Consider the following 16542-nt stretch of genomic DNA (forward strand, 5'->3'; position numbering starts at 1 on the left):
CAAGATCAATTACGGCGCTTCGACGCTGATTTTGATATCGCCGACGCTCACTTGCTGGCCGGCGCGGATCTTGGCGGTCTTGCGCAATTCCTTCTTGCCGTCGACCTTGACCGTGCCGCCGGCCACCATCATCTTGCCGGCGCCGCCGCTGTCGCACAGGCCCACCAGTTTCAGCAACTGATTGAGTTCGACAAATTCCCCGCTTAATTCAAAACTAACTTTCTGCATTTTATCCTCTGATGCCATGATGTGAAATCGCCTTCCGCGTCCACTATGGCTAGTGTAGCGGCATTCCGACAGGGCCGCATTTTACCCGCCCGATCAGGTTGCTAGCCGGAAAAGAAGTTGCTATGCTGAAGGTGACTGCTGAAATCTTAAGCAGGCATCCAGCCTTGTAGCGAGTTGCATCATGAACAAGCTTTCTCTGGCATTGGCGATGGCTGCCGCTCCACTGGCGGGCGAAGCCGGCGCGGCCGCATCCGACTTCCTGCTGAGCGACGGCGCGCAGCGGTATGCGGTGTATGCCGGCGCGACGCGTCTGCATTTCGGCGATCCGGTGGACCGGCTGCATCTGATCGATCCACTGACGCCGTTGCTGAACGAGCGCGGCAAGCGCTTCCTCAGCAGCGCCGAATTCGACAAGAAAATGGGCCGCGCGGTCGGCATCCTGAGCATCGGCGTGCTGCGCGAGACCGGTTCGGCCGCCGGCACCCAGGACAGCCTGGCGCTGGCGCGGCACACCCGGCCGACCACCACCTTCACCTCCCTGTCGCTGGGTTATATGCTGTCGCCGCACAGCTCGCTGATGGCGATGGCGTCGTATGGCAAGACCGAGGGCATCGGCAGCCCGGACAGCTTGCTGGCGCAGGTGTCGTCGGTGCGTACGGTGGCGTTCAGCGCCGGTTATGCGCGGCGCGAACTGTTCGCCAGCAACGACCGCCTGGCGCTGACCTGGTCGATGCCGACCAAGGTGCGCGCCGGTTCGCTGGAGAACAGCGGTCTGGCGGTACAGGCCGGCGATGTCAACGCGCTCGGGTTTGGCGCGCCCGTCCTGAATCTGCGGCCGACCGCCACCGAACGCGACCTGGAGCTGGGCTACACCCGCGTGTTCGGCCGGCGGGGCAAGCTGACCGGCGCGGTGATGTTGCGGGTCAATCCCGGTCATGACGCGATCGCCCGGCCGGATTGGCTGACCGGGGTCCGCTACTCCTACGGTTTCTGACTACCCCTTGGCGCCTGGACGGGTCATGTCGATCGGCACGATCCACTGCTCGAACTGCTCGGCCGTGACGTAGTCCAGCGCCAGCGCGGCCTCTTTCAAGGTGGTGCCTTCATGCTGGGCTTTCTTGGCGATGCTGGCCGCCTTGTCGTAGCCGATGTGCGGCGCCAGCGCGGTCACCAGCATCAGCGAACGTTCCATCAGTTCGGCGATGCGGTCGCGGTTGGGCTCGATGCCGTGCACGCAATGCTCCTCGAAGCTGCGCATGCCGTCCGCCAGCAGGCGCGCGCTTTGCAGGAAGTTGTGGGCGATCAGCGGCTTGTAGACGTTGAGCTCGAAGTTGCCGGAGGCGCCGCCCATGGTGATGGCGACGTCGTTGCCGAACACCTGGCAGGACAGCATGGTCAGCGCTTCGCACTGGGTCGGGTTGACCTTGCCCGGCATGATCGAGCTGCCTGGTTCGTTTTCGGGGATGGTGATCTCGCCCAGGCCGGAGCGCGGGCCGGAGGCCATCCAGCGCACGTCGTTGGCGATCTTCATCAGCGCGGCGGCCAGCGTCTTCAGGGCGCCGTGCGCGGACAGCAGCGCGTCGTGGCCGGCCAGCGCGGCGAATTTGTTGTCGGCGGTGCGGAACGGCAGCGACAGGTGCTGTTCCAGTTCGGCGGCGATGCGCACCGCGTATTCGGGATGCGCGTTGAGGCCGGTGCCGACGGCGGTGCCGCCGGCGGCCAGTTGCAGCACGCCGGGCAGGGCGTTCTTGATCGCGTGCTCGGCGAAGTCGAGGTGGGCGACGTAGCCGGAGAATTCCTGGCCCAGGGTCAGCGGGGTGGCGTCCTGCAGGTGGGTGCGGCCGATCTTGACGATGTCGGCGAAGGCCTCGGCCTTGTGCTGCAGGCTGGCGCGCAGCTGGCGCAGCGCCGGCAGCACGTTGCCGGCCAGCGCCTGGGCGGCAGCGACGTGGATCGCGGTGGGGAAGATGTCGTTCGACGATTGGCCTTTGTTGACGTCGTCGTTCGGGTGCAGCTTGCGGCTTTCGCCGCGCACGCCGCCCATCAGCTCGGAGCCGCGGTTGGCCAGCACTTCGTTCATGTTCATATTCGATTGGGTGCCGGAGCCGGTCTGCCAGACGGCCAGCGGGAATTCGCCGCCGTGCCGGTTGCCCAGCACTTCGTCGGCGGCCTGGGTGATGGCGGTGGCTTTGGCGCCGTCCAGCAGGCCGAGGTCGAGATTGACGCGGGCGGCGGCGCGTTTGACGCTGGCGAGCGCGTGAATCAGCTCAGCCGGCATTTTTTCGGTGGAGATGCGGAAGTGTTCCAGGGAGCGCTGGGTTTGCGCGCCCCACAGCTGCTCGTCGGGGACGTCGATCGGGCCAAAACTGTCGCGTTCGCTTCGGGTGCTCATGATGATTTCCTTGGTGGATAGGACAATATTGAGTGTAGCGCAGTTTGTAAAAATTGACCGAGGGCTACAAAATGGGAAAATTCAGCCGTTATAGTGGTTAACTTTCAGAATTTGTGAATCTCGACATGCGGTTTAAGCCTCCTCACCTTTGTATTCGCGCTCTCGCCGGCGCCGCGCTGCTGGCGACCGCTGCGCGGGCGGCGGAGTTGGGCGATATCACGACGCGCTCGTTTATCGGTCAGCCGTTGGCGGCCGATATCGAGCTGGTGGCCTTGTCGCCCGAGGAGGTTGCGGGCTTGCAGGTGCGGCTGGCGCAGGCGGATGTGTACCGGGGCGCCAATGTGGCGATGAATCCGGCGCTGGCGTCGGTGCGGATGGCGGTGGTGGTGCGCGATCGCAAGCAGTTCCTGCATGTGACCACGACGCGGGCGGTCGATGCGGAGTATGTGCATTTGTACGTGGCGTTGGGCGCGGGCGGGCGGCAGGAGGTGCGGCTGGCGACGGTGTGGTTGCAGCCGGATCCGAATCCGGCGCCGGTGCCGGTGGCCGCGCCGGCGCCCGTGAGCGAAATGACGGCGGCGCAGGCGGAGCAGATTGCGCTGCGGGCGCGGGCGGAGCGGGAGGTGGCGGCCAAGGCTGCCGCTGCTGCCGCTGCTTCGGCTGCCGCCGCAGCGCCGGTTGCGGCGGCGGTGCGGGATCGGACGCGGCCGGCGCCGTTGCCGTCGGTGCAAGAGTCGGAGGTGGGGGCGCCGGGTGGCTTGCGGGCTGCCGCCGCCGCGCGCGCGCAAGCTCCGGAGGCGGTGCGGCGCGCGCCGTCGGCGTCGGTGCGGGATTTGCCGGAGCGGATAGCCGGGGTGCTGGTGTCGCCGCGTGGTACGCCGCTGAAACCGTCTGCCAGCAAGGAGGTGGCCACGGCTGAGGGCGCGGTGCCGCTGGGCGTGGCGCAGGCGTTGTTGCCGTTGCCGCCGTTGCCGTTGCCTCAGGGCGTCAAGCGGCCGGCCGCGGCTCAGGCGAGCTGCGCGCCGGCTGGTATCAGCGCCAAGGAGTGTGTGGCGCTGGATAGTCATAATGCGGCGTTGTCCAGCAAGCTGGTGGAGCTGGAGGGGAAGTTGAAGGCCTTGCAGGGCGCCGTGGGCGGCAAGGCGGCGTCGGCGGGGCATGGCGTGCCGGCCGGGGCTGCGGCCAAGGATGCTTCGGCTTCCGGCAGCGCTTCGGGGCGGATGGAGTCGGAGGCGCATGCGGCCAAGGCGCCTTCGGCGTCTTCGGCGGCGTCGACGAGCGAAGGCGGCGTTGCGAAGGTTGCGCCTGCTTCGGCGTCGGCTGCCTCCGCGTCGGGCGCCTCAGCGTCGATGTCGGCTGCCTCAACGTCGCGCGCTTCAGCTTCGGCATCGGGCGCCTCAGCGTCGGGCGCTTCAGCTTCGGCGTCGGCTGCCTCAGCGTCGGCTGCCTCAGCGTCGGCGTCGGCGGCGGAGGGTGCTTCTGCGGTGGCGCCGGCGGCGTCGGTCCCGGTCAAGCAGATTCGGGTCTTGCCCAAACTGAAGTACAAAAAAGAAAAGCCGGTCGAGAAGCCGACCGATTACACGCTGCCGCTGGCGGCCGGCGGGGTGGGCCTGCTGGCGCTGCTTGGCGCCGGATTCATCTATCTGCGCCGGCGCAAGGCCGGCAGCGGTCCGCTGAAGATCTGGCAGGGCTTCCGCAAGAAGAAACCCGAGCCCGAACCATTGCCCGAGGCCACGCCGGAATCGCTGATGCAGTAATAAGCTTATAGCTGTAAGCTCTGTCTGCATCTCAATAAACTGGGTTATAGTATTCGACGCTCATTCCACCATTGAAAGCGTCCCATGCAAGCACAGTATCAGGCATTCAAACAACTCGGCCTCAAACTCGATATGTCGCGCGGCAAGCCTGCGCCGGAACAGTTGGATCTGTCCAACGCGCTGCTCGACGCGCTCGACGGCTACAAGGCAGCCGACGGCACCGACGGACGCAATTACGGCGGCACCGTCGGCCTGCCGGAAGCGCGCGAACTGTTCGGCAAGCTGCTGGACGTGCCGGCCGCGCAGGTCGTGGTCGACAGCAGCGCCAGCCTGTCGCTGATGCATGACGTGATCGTCTACGCGCTGCTGAACGGCACGCCGGGCAACGCGCCGTGGGTCGGCCAGCCGGTGACCTTCCTGTGCCCGGTGCCGGGCTACGACCGCCATTTCGCCATCTGCGAGGCGCGCGGCATCAAGATGATCAATATTCCGATGACCGCCGAGGGTCCGGACATGGACCTGGTGGAAAAACTGGTGGCCGAGGACGCCAGCATCAAGGGCATGTGGATCGTGCCGAAGTACAGCAATCCGGGCGGCGTGGTGTATTCGGACCAGGTGGTGGCGCGGCTGGCGGCGATGAAGACGGCGGCGCCGGACTTCCGCCTGCTGTGGGACGACGCCTATCGCTTCCATCACTTGGGCGAGCAGAAGCTGGCCGTGGCCAACATCCTGGACGCGTGCGCCCAGGCCGGCAATCCGGATCGCGCGATCGTGTTCGCTTCGTCGTCGAAGGTGACCTGGGCGGGGTCGGGGATCGCGGCGCTGGCGGCGTCGCCGGCCAATATCGCCTGGTGGACCAAGCATTCGGGCATCCGCAGCATCGGCCCGGACAAGATCAACCAGTTGCGCCATGTGCGTTTGCTGAAGGATCTGCCGACCGTCGAGGCCTTGATGGAACAGCATCGCCAGTTGCTGAAGCCGAAGTTCGATGCGGTGCTGGCGCAGTTCGAAGCGTATCTGGGCGATGTGCCGGGCGTGTCGTGGACGCGTCCGGAGGGCGGTTACTTTATCGATCTGGTGACGCCGGAAGGTTCGGCCAAGCGCACCGTGGCGCTGGCCAAGGAGGCGGGCATCACGCTGACGCCGGCCGGGGCGGCTTTCCCTTACGGTAACGATCCGAAGGATAGCCATATCCGCATCGCGCCGAGTTTCCCGTCGCTGGACGAGATCACCAAGGCGGCGCAGGGGATCGCCTTGTCGCTGCGGGTAGCGTTGGCGGCGTAAAGGGACGAAAAAAAAGCGCCGATGTCGGCGCTTTTATCGTTGGGGCCGCGTTTTATTGACGCGACATGCCCGGCACGGTGTTCATCCACGGATCGGCGATGTCGCGGATTTCGCGGTCGTTGGCCAGGATTTGTTTCAGCAGGTCGATCTTGCGCAGGCGCGGGGCGCCGCCCAGGGCCGGTACGCCGGCGCCGACGGCGCGCGCTTCGGTTGCGCATTGGCCTTCCAGTTTGCTCAGACCGTCCCAGTCACCCATGCGCGCGGCGGCAGCCATTTGATTGGTCAAACCGGCTATGTTTTCGTACATCGAGAGGACTTCGGTCGAGGTCATGTTCGCACCCTGGCTAAGTTAAATCGGCAAAACGGATTACCGCATGTCCTGATTAACGTCGGCTTAAACGGGAACTTTAGGGTTTTTTGAAAATAATTTGAAAAAAGATGAAAAAAAACCGCCGGGCTGCAAAAGTCGGCGGTTTTTATTGTTGCAACGATAAACTGGTTTATTTGACCAGTTCCTCCAGGCCGGCGCTCAGCTCGTCCGGCGGCGGCATGTCGTCGATCAGCGCGTTGTCTTCCAGGCCCAGTTCCTCGGCCAGTTCGGCCGGGTAGCAGGCGGCGATTTCATCGTCGCTCAGCTTGGCCTGCTCGACGCGGGCGCGCCAGGCGGCCAGCGAGACCACGGCGGCCAAGCGGTTCAGCTCGCCATTGTGGTAGGGCTCGGGGAAGGCGGAGATGGTTTCCGAGAAGGCGGCCGGGAATTTCCAGCGCTTGGCCAATTCCGCGCCGACGTCGGCGAAGGTGTAGCCGAACGAGGCTTGCTCGGCGTCCAGGCGGCGCGCGTCCATCGGGCCGGCGACCTTGTCCAGCGCCATCGCCTGCTCGGCGGCGGCGGAGTGGATCACCAGCTGGCCGATGGCGTGCATCATGCCGATGGTGAAGGCGAGGTCGGTGTTTTCCTTGGTTTTCTTGGCGATCCACTTGGCCGCGACGGCGGTATGCAGGCTGTAGCGCCAGAATTGCTTGAGGTCGAGGCCGGGCACGGTCTTGAAACCGCTGACCAGGCCGGAACTGATGACCAGCGTGCGGACCGTGACGAAGCCCAGCATCAGGACGGCATCTTCGACGGTGCCGATGCTGCGCGAGACGTGGTAGTAGGCCGAGTTGGCCAGACGCAGCAGCTTGGCGCTCAGCACCGGATCCGTCGACAGCTTCTTCGCGATCTCTTCGGTCGAGACGCTGGCCTTGTCGAAACTGCTGATCAGCTCTTCCACGACTTTAGGCGCGGTCGGCAACGCAGTTGGATTCTGGAACAGTGCATCAAGTTTCATTTTTATCTCCTCGGTGATTAGGCGCGTTGCTATAAGCTAACTATATAGGGATTCCTCCCGAGGAAGAAGAAATTTACGGCGCGAGCGTATCTTTTCTGTCGGCGCTCCGCACCGGCTGAAACACTTCAGTGTATGTCTTCCAGCAAGTCGTATTCGCGCCGGTGTTTGGGTGCGCGGCGTTCGACCAGCGTTTTGGTTTGGTGGTCGACGTGCTCGATCAGGACTAGGGCGGCGTTCAGGCTTTCGCTCATGGCTTTGGCGGCGGCGGTCATCGCTTGCGCCGGGGATTGCGGCGCGACAGCCTGGCCATCCAGTTGCTCGCGCAAGCGGGCGGCGCAGGCCCAGTTCCTTTCGCCCGGTAGTAAAATCCACAAGTCGCGCCAGGCGTTGCGGCCATCGCCGGCGATGGCGATCGTCAGTTGGCGCGGCGAGACCGCGCGGCCGCGAAAGATGATTTCTTCGCCGACGACTTTGGCGTAGTGGGTATCGCCATCGTAGTGCATGCGCAAGCGGGTGGTCTCCGGCAGGAACAGGCGCTTCCATTGAAAGCCGCGTATCGGCGCGACGGCGCTGCTGTCGTGCGTGATCCATTGCCGGATGGCGCGGTCGATGGCCTCGGCCGGCGACAGCGGGCTGCGGCTGCGGCGCAAATAATCCTGCAAGGCTTGGTAGGCGGCGGGGGGTATAGAATTCATCGTTGCGGCGTTCATACTCGTTCTCCTGTCTTGTTGTGTCGCGGTTTGTCTCGTTCTGTCTTGTTAGACCTTGTGCGCCGCACAAAGTTCAAACGGGACGAAACGAGACAGGACGAGACAAGCAAACGAGTACAAACGCCCGAAGCAGTAAAAACAGAGCCCACCCTGTATACTCACGGCATGGAAAACCAGCACATCGACGAAATCACGCAGACCACGCTGCGGCACTACGAGAACACGGCGGAGCAGTTTTTCGCCGGCACCATCGATCATGATGTCAGCCAGAACATCGCCGCCTTGCTGGATGCGATCGACGCGCCGGCGCCGTACCGCTTGCTGGACCTGGGCTGCGGCCCGGGGCGCGACCTGAAGACGTTCAAGGACATGGGCCACGAGCCGATCGGCGTCGACGGCGCCGCGCGTTTCGTCGAGATGGCGCGTGCCTACAGCGGTTGCGAGGCGTGGCAGCAGGACTTCGTGCACCTGGATTTGCCGGCCGACTATTTCGACGGCATCTACGCCAACGCCTCGCTGTTCCACGTGCCGGGCGCGGCGCTGCCGAAAGTGCTGCGCGACCTGCATGCCGCGCTGAAAACCGGCGGCGTGCTGTTCAGCTCCAACCCGCGCGGCGACAACCGCGAAGGCTGGAACGGCCCGCGCTACGGCAACTATCACGACTACGAAGCATGGGAACGTTACCTGACCGCAGCAGGTTTTATCCCTGTTCAACATTACTATCGCCCGGCCGGTTTGCCGCGCGATCAGCAACCGTGGTTGGCGAGTGTCTGGAGAAAAATTTAATCCGTGAACTGCGTTCGTGAGCGCACAGAGCAGCGGCCGGGTTCGGCCTATAGTGGTGTCCATGCACACAGCACAAGGCTGCGTGTCCTGTAGCTTCATCACTTAAGGAGTTCATCATGAACAAGGACCAAGTTAAAGGCAAAGCGAAAGAGATCGGCGGTAAAATCCAGCAAGAAGCTGGTGAACTGGTCGGCAGCTCGGAGCAACAAGCCAAGGGACTGAACAAACAGGCTGAAGGCAAGCTGCAAAAAGGCCTGGGCGACGCCAAGGAAGTCGTGAAGGATATTTCCAAAGGCAACCGCAACTAATCAGTTGCCGTGCCGATGTAAAAACAGCCGCTACGCGGCTGTTTTATTTGGTTCAGTTCGATTCCGGCTTCAGGTTTTTCTTGAAGAAGGCTTCGATGTTGCCGTACACATGGCGCTGCGGCGCGCGGCCCGCGATGCCGTGCTTGCCGCCCGGGTAGGTCATCAGCTCGAAGTGCACGTTGCGCTTCACCAGCGCGTCGATCATGCGCGTGGTGTTGGTGAACAGCACATTGTCGTCGGCCATGCCGTGCATCAGCAGCAGCGGCGATTTCAAACCATCCAGATGCGAGTAGACGCCGCTGTATTCATAGCCGGCCGCGTTCTCTTTCGGCATGCCCATGAACTGCTCGGTGTAGTGGGTGTCGTACAGCGACCAATCGGTCACCGGCGCCACCGACACGCCCATCGCGATCTTGTCCGACGCTTCGGCCAGCAGGCGCAAGCTCATGAAGCCGCCGTAGCTCCAGCCGAACACGCCGATGCGCTTGGCGTCGACGAAGGATTGCTGGCCCAGCCATTCGATGCCGGTCAGCTGGTCTTCGACCTCGACCCGGCCCAGTTGCTTGTAGTTGGCGTCGGTGAAGGCGCGCTCGCGGCGGAACGAACCCCGGTTGTCCAGACGCCAGACCACGAAGCCCTGCTGCGCCATGTACTGGTCGAAGAAGTTGCCCCATTTGCGCGACACGTGTTGCGAGTGCGGGCCGCCGTAGGTCGACAGGAAGACCGGATACTTCTTCACCGCGCTGAAGTTGCTCGGCTTGATGATGGAGTAGTACAGCGTCTGGCCATCCTTGGCCTTCAGCGTGCCGTACTCGGTCTTCAGATGCGCGTCGAGGTACTTGCCGTACGGGTGCGACGCGTTTAGCTCGTTGTGCTCCAGCCAGCTGATCATCGCGCCGTCGGGACGGCGGATGCTGACCTGCGGCGGGGTGCTTGGATCGGAGTAGGTGTCGACGAACACTTCGCCGTTGCGGGCGAAGGCCGAATCATGCCAGCCGTCGCCCTGGGTGATGCGGGCCGGCTTGTCGGCGCTGCTGCCATCCAGTTTCAGCGCGTAGGTCTGGCTGTCGACCACGGCGTCGCGGTTCGATTGCACGAACACGCGGCCGGTCTTCTCGTCCAGCGCCAGCAGGCGGTCGATGCCCCATTCGCCTTTGCTGATCGCGTGCAGCAGTTTGCCGTTCATATCGTACAGATACAGGTGCTTGCGGCCGCTGCGCTCGGACGACCAGACGAAGCCCTTGCCGTTGCCGAGGAAACGCAGGTCGTCGAAGATGCTGACCCAGGTCGGCGAGGTTTCGGTGATCAGCACGCGCTGCGCCAGCGTGGCGGCGTCGACCGAGATCAGCTCCAGTTTTTTCTGGTCGCGGCTCTGGCGTTGGAACAGCAGCGCCTTGGCGTCGCTGCTCCAATCGGCGCGCACCAGATAGATGTCCTGGTTGGCGCCCAGGTCGACGTTGCGGATCGCGCCATCGCCCAGCGCGACGATCTTCAGCTGCACCAGCACGTTCGGATCGCCGGCGGCCGGGTAGCGCTGCTCGACCACTTCGGTGCGGTCGGCGAAGATTTCAAACCGGCGCACCACCGGCACCGGCGCTTCATCGTAGCGCTTGTAGGCGATGGCGGAATCGTCCGGCGCCCAGTAGTAGCCGGTGGTCTGCGACATTTCTTCCTGCGCCACGAACTCGGCCTCGCCGTTGTGCACGGTGCCCTTGCCATCGCTGGTCAGCTGCTTTTCCTTGCCGGTGCTCAGGTCGATGACGAACAGATTCTGGTCGCGCACGAAGGAAACGTAGCGGCCCTTCGGCGAAATCTTCGGATCGAGCACGTTGCCGGAGGCGACCATGCGCGCCGCGTCCGGTTTGCTGACGTCGATCAGGTACAGGTTGCCGGCGATCGGCACCAGCAGCTGCTTACCGTCCGGCGACCAGCTGTAGCTCAGGATGCCCTTCAGGCTGGCGGTGCGCTCGCGCTCGCGGCGCGCCTTCTCGGCGTCCGACAGCTGCTCGTTCGGCACCAGGATTTGCGAGTCGACCAGGCGGTGCGTGGTCTTGTCCTTGAGGTTGTACTCCCACAGGTCGAGCTGGAACTGGTTGTCTTCGCGGCCGCGCAGGAAGGTGACGCGGGCGCCGTCCGGCGAGACTTTCAAACTGCGCACGCCGGGACCGCTGAGCGAGGTGTCGCCGTGGATGCGGTCCAGCGTGAGTTTTTCGGCCGAGGCGTTGGCGCCGGCCAGCAGGGCGAGGAAGCAGAGTATGAAGCGCATGGAGTCTCTCTAATTGGGCGAATCCAAGACGATACCAGACGGCGACAGCTGTGGCGAGATGGCAAGATTCTGAATCCGCGCCGGAAAACCGTTTTTAGTTCGGCGCCGGCCGGAGCTTGGCCTGCGCGCGCGCCAGCGACAGCCGCTGCAGGGACCAGCTGAGCAGCACCGCCGCCACCGTCAGGCCGATCACCAGCCCGATCCAGAAGCCGGCCGCCGCCATGGGCCGCGCCGGCGTCCACGGCAGCCAGCCCGGCGCCAGGCCCAGCCAGCAGCCCAGCGGCAGCGCGAAGCCCCAGAACGCCAGCAGCTGGATCTGCATCGGCTGGCGCGTCACCTTGTAGCCGCGGATCGCGCACGACGTCGCGACCTGGGCCGCGTCGGACAGCTGGAACAGCGCGGCGAACAGCAGCAGGTGCGCGCACAGCTGCTGCACCGCCGGATCGGAAGTGTAGGCGCGCGCGATCTGGTCGCGGAACAGCACGATGCCCAGCGCCGACAGCACGCCGAACAGCAGCGACATCCAGACCCCGGTCCAGGCCACGAAGCGCGCCTTGGCCGGATCGCCTTCGCCCAGGCTCTGGCCGACGCGCGTGATCAGCGCGATGCCGAAGCTGAGCGGCACCATGAAAGTCAGCGAGGAAAAGTTCAGCGCGATCTGGTGCGCGGAAATCTCCACCACGCCGAAGCGCGCCACCAGCAGGCTGACCGCGCCGAAGGCGCTGACCTCGGCGAAGTAGGTGACGCCGATCGGCAGGCCGAGCCGCAGCATCGAACGGATCTCCGGCCAGTGCGGCCACTCCCAGTGCGTCAGCGGATAGGTGGCCGCGTAGGCCGGCGCGGCGCGCATCCAGGCCAGCATGGCGAACAGCATCAGCCACATGCACAGGCCGGTCGAGACCGCGCAACCGACCCCGCCCAGCGCCGGCAAGCCCAAGTTGCCGAACACCAGCAGCCAGTTGACGAACACGTTGAACAGCAGGCCGAGGATCGCGATCGCCATCACCGGCTTGGTCTGGTTGATGCTGGTGCTGTAGCCGTACAGCGCGCGGTAGGCGGCGAACGGCGGCAGGCCGATGCTGATGATGTGGACGAACAGCGACGCCTGCCGCTGCACGTGCGGCGACAAATACAGGTAGTCGAACAGCAGCGTCGCCAGATTGGCCAGCAGCATCGCCGCCACGCCGACGCCGAGCGCCTTCCACAGCGACTGGCGCACCGCGTGCGGGATCTTGCCCAGCGTGCCGGCGCCGACGTCGTGCGCCACCACGCTGTTGATCGCCATCATGGTGCCGCTGACGGTGACCAGCACGATCGACCAGATCGACGCCCCCAGCGACACGGCCGCCAGCTCGTCGGCGCTGGTGTGGCCGGTCATGGCGACATCGGCCACGCCCATGCCGACCGTGGCCAGCTGGCCGATCAGCACCGGCCAGGCCAGCCGCCACAGGGCGGCGGCTTCGCGGCGGAAATTGGAGAGGGTGAAGGTGTGCGGCATGGGCGGTCGGGACGGCGGGAAACCGCAGATTCTACCGCGCCGCGCCGGGCGCGATTACAATTGCTTGCAAATCGGCCAAAATTTCTGTCAGCCAACCCGCGGGGGCGCGCGTTGTGGGCGGGCGGACAGGCCGCTTCCCTCACTTTATTCGCTATTCATCATGAAACCATTCTTCTCCCGTCTGATCCAAACCGCCTCGTTGGCGACCGCGTTGCTGGCCGGCGCCGCGCACGCCGGCGAGCTGACGCTGTTCACCGATTCCGAATTCCGCGGCCCCTCGATCTCGCTGCGCGACGGCACGCCGGACCTGGTGCAACGCGGCTTCAACGACCGCACCTCGAGCGTGGTGGTGCGCTCCGGCACCTGGGAGCTGTGCGAACACGCCGGCTTCCAGGGGCACTGCATCGTGCTGGAACGCGGCGAGTACCGCGTACTGGAAGGCTTCAACGACAAGGTGTCGTCGGTGCGCGAAATCAGTGATCGCGGCGACCGTGGCGATCGCGGCGGCCGTGGCGGACGCGGCGACCACGACGGCCGGCGCGAACCGATCGTGCTGTTCGCCCAAGCCGGCTTCGGCGGCCGCCGCGCCGAGCTGCACAACGACGTGCGCAAGCTGGACGACTACGACTTCAACGACCGCGCCGGCTCGGTGATCGTCAACGAGGGCGAGTGGGAACTGTGCGAGCATGCCGAATTCCGCGGCCACTGCATCGTGCTGCGCCCGGGCCGCTACGAATTCCTCGATGACATGAACAACCGCATCTCGTCGCTGCGCCGGGTGCGCTGATCGGTGCGCCGCCACACGCACGCTCCCGGCATTTACGCTAGACTGGCGACGATGCATTACGGGAGCGTGCGACGTGGAATACAAGGATTATTACCAAACCCTGGGCGTGGCCAAGACGGCCTCCGAGGATGAGATCAAGAAGGCATACCGCAAGCTGGTCCGGAAATACCATCCGGACGTCAGCAAGGAAGCGGACGCGCAAAAGAAAACCCAGGAACTGAACGAAGCCTACGGCGTCCTCGGCGACGCTGAAAAGCGCAGCGCCTATGACGAGCTGGGACGCGGCCACCAATACCGCGCCGGACAGGAATTCCGTCCGCCGCCGGAATGGGGGCGCGGCTTCGGCAACGGCGCGCAGGGTCATCCGGGGCAGGGCGGCTTCGCCGGCGCCGACCAGAGCGACTTCTTCGCCGACCTGTTCGCCAACCTGGGCGGCGGCGGCCGGCGCCGCCAGGCGCCACGGCGCGGCGAGGACAGCCACGCCAGCATCACCATCGACCTGGCCGACAGCTACACCGGCGCCACCCGCACCATCGGCCTGATGGTGGCCGAGCGCGACGCGCAGGACCGCATCGTCACGCGCGAGCGCAACCTCAGCGTCAACATTCCCAAGGGGGTGACCGCCGGGCAGCAATTGCGCCTGTCGGGCCAGGGCCAGCCGGGCGCGGCCGGGCCGGGCGACTTGTATCTGCAGATCGAATTCCGCGCCAACGCCCGCTACCGCATCGACGGCCGCGACGTCTACGAGACGGTGCCGGTGGCGCCGTGGGAAATGGCGCTGGGCGGCGAGATCGAGGTGGCCACGCCGTCGGGCAAGGTCACCGTCACGGTGCCGGCCGGCTCGCAGAGCGGGCGCAAGCTGCGCCTGCGCGGACGCGGCATTCCCGGCAAGGAAGCGGGCGACTTGTACCTGCTGCTGGAGGTGGCGCTGCCGCCGGCCAACACCGACAAGGCGCGCGAACTGTATCAAACCATGGCGCGCGAGATGGCGTTCAACCCGCGCGCGTGAGCAAGAACCTGGAGGAGCGAAGATGGGACAAGCGATCGTAACGGCGGTGCTGGTCGACGAGGCCGCGCTGACCCTGGAGGAACTGGCGCAGGCCTGCGCCGTCGAGCCGGACTGGGTGGTGCAGCGGGTGCGCACCGGCATCCTGCTCGACAGCGCGCCGCAGGACAGCGTCTACTGGCGCTTCACCAGCGCCGACCTGGTGCGGGCGCGCCGGCTGTGCCAGGTCGAACGCGACTTCGAAGCCAACGACGACGTCGCCGCGCTGGTGGTGGACCTGTCGGAGGAAATCCGCCGCCTGCGCGGCAAGCTCAGCGCCGCCGGAGTGAAATAGGTCCCGGCTCGGCCACGCCCGGCGGCGGCGTCTTCGAGCCGGCGCGGCGCGCCGCCGCCGTGCCCGGCGTCGGCATGCCCGGCCCCGGCGTGCTGGTCATCGGCGCGCCGGCCGGCTTGCGGCCCATGGCCTGGTCCAGCAGCTCGCCGTAGCTGTGGCCCGGCGCCGCCGGTTGCGGGATGTCGTCTTCGGGCGGACGCAGCGTCGGATCGGACAGCGCCAGGAACTGCCCCATCAGCCAGGTCGCGGCCGGCCCCGGCTGCTCGTCGCCACGGTTGATCACATAGATCGGGAAGCTGAACGAGCTGCCCTCGTTGATGTCGAGCTGCACCAGCCGGCCCGCTTCCAGATCCCAATGCACCATCTCCACCGGCATATTGCCCCAGCCGATGCCGCTGCGCAGCAGCGCGTGCTTGGAGCTCAGGTCGCCCAGACGCCAGTCGCGCAGCGCCATCACGCCGAAGTCCTGGCCGGCGGTCAGGGTGCTGCGGTCGGTCAGCACCAGCTGGGTGTGTTCGCGCAACACCGCGCTGGGAATCTTGCCCTCGATCTGCGCCAGCGGATGGTTGGGCGAGGCCACCGGCACCATGGTGACGAAGCCGCAGCTCTGGCGCTCGATGTGGTCCGGCGTGCCCGGCATCCAGCCGCTGATGCCGATGTGGCAGGTGCGCTCCATCACCAGCTGCGTCACCGCCCCCAGCGCCTCCATGCGCAGCCGCATCGACACGGTGGGGAACTCCTTCTGGAAGGCGTGCAGGATGCGCACCAGGGTGCAGGTGGAGAACATCACGTCGACCACGATCGACACCTCGGCCTCCAGCCCGGTCGACAGCGCCTTGGCGCGGGCGCGCATGCCGTCCACCTTCAGCGACACGGCGCGGGCGTCGGCCAGCAGCGCCTTGCCGGCCTCGGTCAGGGTCGGCTTGCGCTTGCTGCGGTCGAGCAGCTCGACGTTCAGCTGCTCCTCCAGGTTGGCGATGGTGTAGCTGATCACCGACTGGGTGCGGTGCAAGGCCCGCGCCGCATGGGCGAAGCCGCCATGGTCGATGACGGCGATGAACACGCGCAGCTGGTCGAGGGAGGGAAGGCCGGGATCTCGCATAATAAAATCGATTTTATCGATAGGTAGGATTTAAATTTCGGGTATTTCATCGATATTAAACCCGTTCTATGATGCTTGCAATCCCTCACTCCTAAGGAAACAGCATCATGGCAAAAATTCTTCACATCGACAGCAGCGTGCGCAACACCGGTTCCCTGTCGCGTCAACTGGGCGGCGAGTTCATCGCCAAACTGCAGGCCGCCGACGCCTCGACCACCGTGGTCACCCGCGACCTGGCCGCCAATCCGGTGCCGCACCTGAACGAACTGGTGATGGGCGCCTACTTCACCCCGGCCGAGCAGCGCAACGCCGAGCAGGCGCACGCCATCAAGACCTCCGACGCCCTGGTCGACGAGCTGCTGGCCGCCGACACCATCGTCATCGGCGCGCCGATGTACAACTTCTCGGTGACCTCCGGCCTGAAGGCCTGGATCGACGCCATCGCCCGCGCCGGCCGCACCTTCCAGTACGGCGCCAACGGTGCCGAAGGCCTGGTCACCGGCAAGAAAGTGTACATCTTCGTCGCCACCGGCGCCGCCTACAGCGCCGGCCCCTACGCCGCCTACGACTACGTCACCACCTACCTGCGCGCCGTGCTCGGCTTCCTGGGCATGACCGACGTCACCTTCATCGTGGCCGAAGGCGTGGCGATGGGCGAAGAGGCCGTCGCCGCCGCGATCGCCAAGAGCCGCAGCCAGATCGAAGCCATCGCCGCCTGATTCCAACGTTCCGCGCCGCAAACCAAGCCCCGCCTGC

At 65.4% G+C, this 16542-nt stretch carries 17 protein-coding genes; 9 read left to right on the forward strand and 8 right to left on the reverse strand.

Translation table 11 applies throughout. The annotated features are described in order from the left end of the window. Window positions 1-9: 9 nt before the first annotated feature. Window positions 10-228: an RNA-binding S4 domain-containing protein gene (locus GW587_RS26185; RefSeq protein ID WP_166107845.1), complete on the reverse strand. Its 219-nt coding sequence runs from the start codon at window positions 226-228 to the stop codon at window positions 10-12. Window positions 229-409: 181 nt separating this feature from the next. Between GW587_RS26185 and GW587_RS26190 the strand changes: the two genes are divergently transcribed. Continuing rightward, window positions 410-1222, forward strand: coding sequence for a hypothetical protein (locus tag GW587_RS26190; RefSeq protein ID WP_166107846.1), 813 nt, complete (start codon window positions 410-412; stop codon window positions 1220-1222). On the opposite strand, the gene fumC is transcribed toward GW587_RS26190, so the two are convergent. Beyond that, window positions 1223-2620, reverse strand: a complete 1398-nt coding sequence (gene fumC / locus GW587_RS26195) for a class II fumarate hydratase (RefSeq protein ID WP_166107847.1) — start codon at window positions 2618-2620, stop codon at window positions 1223-1225. A 113-nt stretch (window positions 2621-2733) separates the two neighbouring features. Here fumC and GW587_RS26200 point away from each other — a divergent pair, with 113 nt between their 5' ends. Together GW587_RS26200 and GW587_RS26205 are read left to right on the forward strand one after the other, a co-directional pair. Then, entirely contained in the window at window positions 2734-4377 is a 1644-nt protein-coding gene (locus GW587_RS26200) for a type IV pilus assembly protein FimV (RefSeq protein WP_166107848.1), read from the forward strand. 84 nt (window positions 4378-4461) lie between these two features. Then, entirely contained in the window at window positions 4462-5661 is a 1200-nt protein-coding gene (locus GW587_RS26205) for an aspartate aminotransferase type Ic (protein ID WP_166107849.1), read from the forward strand. A gap of 52 nt (window positions 5662-5713) precedes the next feature. Here GW587_RS26205 and GW587_RS26210 read toward each other — a convergent pair whose 3' ends face one another. The 3 genes from GW587_RS26210 to GW587_RS26220 all read right to left on the reverse strand — a co-directional run bounded on the left by GW587_RS26210 (window position 5714) and on the right by GW587_RS26220 (window position 7699). After that, complete coding sequence (locus tag GW587_RS26210) at window positions 5714-5992, reverse strand: flagellar protein FliT (RefSeq protein ID WP_166107850.1); 279 nt, start codon at window positions 5990-5992, stop codon at window positions 5714-5716. A gap of 169 nt (window positions 5993-6161) precedes the next feature. After that, window positions 6162-6989 carry an HDOD domain-containing protein gene (locus GW587_RS26215; protein ID WP_166107851.1) on the reverse strand — a complete coding sequence of 276 codons (828 nt, stop codon included), beginning with the start codon at window positions 6987-6989 and terminating at the stop codon, window positions 6162-6164. Window positions 6990-7114: 125 nt separating this feature from the next. After that, window positions 7115-7699, reverse strand: a complete 585-nt coding sequence (locus GW587_RS26220; protein ID WP_166107852.1) for a hypothetical protein — start codon at window positions 7697-7699, stop codon at window positions 7115-7117. Between the two features lie 165 nt (window positions 7700-7864). Between GW587_RS26220 and GW587_RS26225 the strand changes: the two genes are divergently transcribed. Both GW587_RS26225 and GW587_RS26230 read left to right on the forward strand, forming a co-directional pair. Then, window positions 7865-8485, forward strand: coding sequence for a class I SAM-dependent DNA methyltransferase (locus GW587_RS26225; RefSeq protein ID WP_166107853.1), 621 nt, complete (start codon window positions 7865-7867; stop codon window positions 8483-8485). A gap of 116 nt (window positions 8486-8601) precedes the next feature. After that, on the forward strand, window positions 8602-8793 hold the full coding sequence (locus GW587_RS26230) for a CsbD family protein (protein ID WP_166107854.1): 192 nt from the start codon (window positions 8602-8604) through the stop codon (window positions 8791-8793). 52 nt (window positions 8794-8845) lie between these two features. Here the strand turns inward: GW587_RS26230 and GW587_RS26235 are convergent, their stop codons facing one another. After that, complete coding sequence (locus GW587_RS26235; RefSeq protein WP_166107855.1) at window positions 8846-11059, reverse strand: S9 family peptidase; 2214 nt, start codon at window positions 11057-11059, stop codon at window positions 8846-8848. A 94-nt stretch (window positions 11060-11153) separates the two neighbouring features. Further along, window positions 11154-12557, reverse strand: a complete 1404-nt coding sequence (locus GW587_RS26240; RefSeq protein ID WP_166107856.1) for an MATE family efflux transporter — start codon at window positions 12555-12557, stop codon at window positions 11154-11156. 160 nt (window positions 12558-12717) lie between these two features. On the opposite strand from GW587_RS26240, the gene GW587_RS26245 reads away from it, so the two are divergent. The 3 genes from GW587_RS26245 (at window position 12718) to GW587_RS26255 (ending at window position 14684) form a co-directional block, all read left to right on the forward strand. Further along, a complete protein-coding gene (locus GW587_RS26245; RefSeq protein ID WP_166107857.1) occupies window positions 12718-13344 on the forward strand; it encodes a beta/gamma-crystallin in 627 nt (208 codons plus the stop codon). 73 nt (window positions 13345-13417) lie between these two features. Continuing rightward, window positions 13418-14353 carry a DnaJ C-terminal domain-containing protein gene (locus GW587_RS26250; RefSeq protein WP_166107858.1) on the forward strand — a complete coding sequence of 312 codons (936 nt, stop codon included), beginning with the start codon at window positions 13418-13420 and terminating at the stop codon, window positions 14351-14353. Window positions 14354-14375: 22 nt separating this feature from the next. Next, window positions 14376-14684, forward strand: a complete 309-nt coding sequence (locus GW587_RS26255; protein WP_166107859.1) for a chaperone modulator CbpM — start codon at window positions 14376-14378, stop codon at window positions 14682-14684. On the opposite strand, the gene GW587_RS26260 is transcribed toward GW587_RS26255, so the two are convergent. Continuing rightward, the gene (locus tag GW587_RS26260) at window positions 14662-15786 is read right to left on the reverse strand and encodes a LysR family transcriptional regulator (RefSeq protein ID WP_166107860.1); all 1125 of its coding nucleotides are present in this window, start codon (window positions 15784-15786) and stop codon (window positions 14662-14664) included. The two genes, GW587_RS26255 and GW587_RS26260, sit on opposite strands and share 23 nt — an antisense overlap. Window positions 15787-15893: 107 nt before the next feature. Here GW587_RS26260 and GW587_RS26265 point away from each other — a divergent pair, with 107 nt between their 5' ends. Beyond that, window positions 15894-16505, forward strand: a complete 612-nt coding sequence (locus tag GW587_RS26265; RefSeq protein WP_166107861.1) for an FMN-dependent NADH-azoreductase — start codon at window positions 15894-15896, stop codon at window positions 16503-16505. The last annotated feature ends 37 nt before the right edge of the window (window positions 16506-16542 follow it).

This window comes from Duganella aceris, assembly GCF_011090165.1.
Taxonomy (GTDB): domain Bacteria; phylum Pseudomonadota; class Gammaproteobacteria; order Burkholderiales; family Burkholderiaceae_D; genus Rugamonas; species Rugamonas aceris.

What these genes read in the sequence shown, in the direction of transcription:
- GW587_RS26235 (WP_166107855.1), bottom strand. Translation starts at nt 11,059, where the DNA reads ATGCGCTTCATACTCTGCTTCCTCGCCCTGCTGGCCGGCGCCAACGCC.
- GW587_RS26215 (WP_166107851.1), bottom strand. Translation starts at nt 6,989, where the DNA reads ATGAAACTTGATGCACTGTTCCAGAATCCAACTGCGTTGCCGACCGCG.
- GW587_RS26205 (WP_166107849.1), top strand. Translation starts at nt 4,462, where the DNA reads ATGCAAGCACAGTATCAGGCATTCAAACAACTCGGCCTCAAACTCGAT.
- GW587_RS26245 (WP_166107857.1), top strand. Translation starts at nt 12,718, where the DNA reads ATGAAACCATTCTTCTCCCGTCTGATCCAAACCGCCTCGTTGGCGACC.
- GW587_RS26185 (WP_166107845.1), bottom strand. Translation starts at nt 228, where the DNA reads ATGCAGAAAGTTAGTTTTGAATTAAGCGGGGAATTTGTCGAACTCAAT.
- GW587_RS26265 (WP_166107861.1), top strand. Translation starts at nt 15,894, where the DNA reads ATGGCAAAAATTCTTCACATCGACAGCAGCGTGCGCAACACCGGTTCC.
- GW587_RS26220 (WP_166107852.1), bottom strand. Translation starts at nt 7,699, where the DNA reads ATGAACGCCGCAACGATGAATTCTATACCCCCCGCCGCCTACCAAGCC.
- GW587_RS26225 (WP_166107853.1), top strand. Translation starts at nt 7,865, where the DNA reads ATGGAAAACCAGCACATCGACGAAATCACGCAGACCACGCTGCGGCAC.
- GW587_RS26260 (WP_166107860.1), bottom strand. Translation starts at nt 15,786, where the DNA reads ATGCGAGATCCCGGCCTTCCCTCCCTCGACCAGCTGCGCGTGTTCATC.
- fumC (WP_166107847.1), bottom strand. Translation starts at nt 2,620, where the DNA reads ATGAGCACCCGAAGCGAACGCGACAGTTTTGGCCCGATCGACGTCCCC.
- GW587_RS26255 (WP_166107859.1), top strand. Translation starts at nt 14,376, where the DNA reads ATGGGACAAGCGATCGTAACGGCGGTGCTGGTCGACGAGGCCGCGCTG.
- GW587_RS26210 (WP_166107850.1), bottom strand. Translation starts at nt 5,992, where the DNA reads ATGACCTCGACCGAAGTCCTCTCGATGTACGAAAACATAGCCGGTTTG.
- GW587_RS26230 (WP_166107854.1), top strand. Translation starts at nt 8,602, where the DNA reads ATGAACAAGGACCAAGTTAAAGGCAAAGCGAAAGAGATCGGCGGTAAA.
- GW587_RS26240 (WP_166107856.1), bottom strand. Translation starts at nt 12,557, where the DNA reads ATGCCGCACACCTTCACCCTCTCCAATTTCCGCCGCGAAGCCGCCGCC.
- GW587_RS26190 (WP_166107846.1), top strand. Translation starts at nt 410, where the DNA reads ATGAACAAGCTTTCTCTGGCATTGGCGATGGCTGCCGCTCCACTGGCG.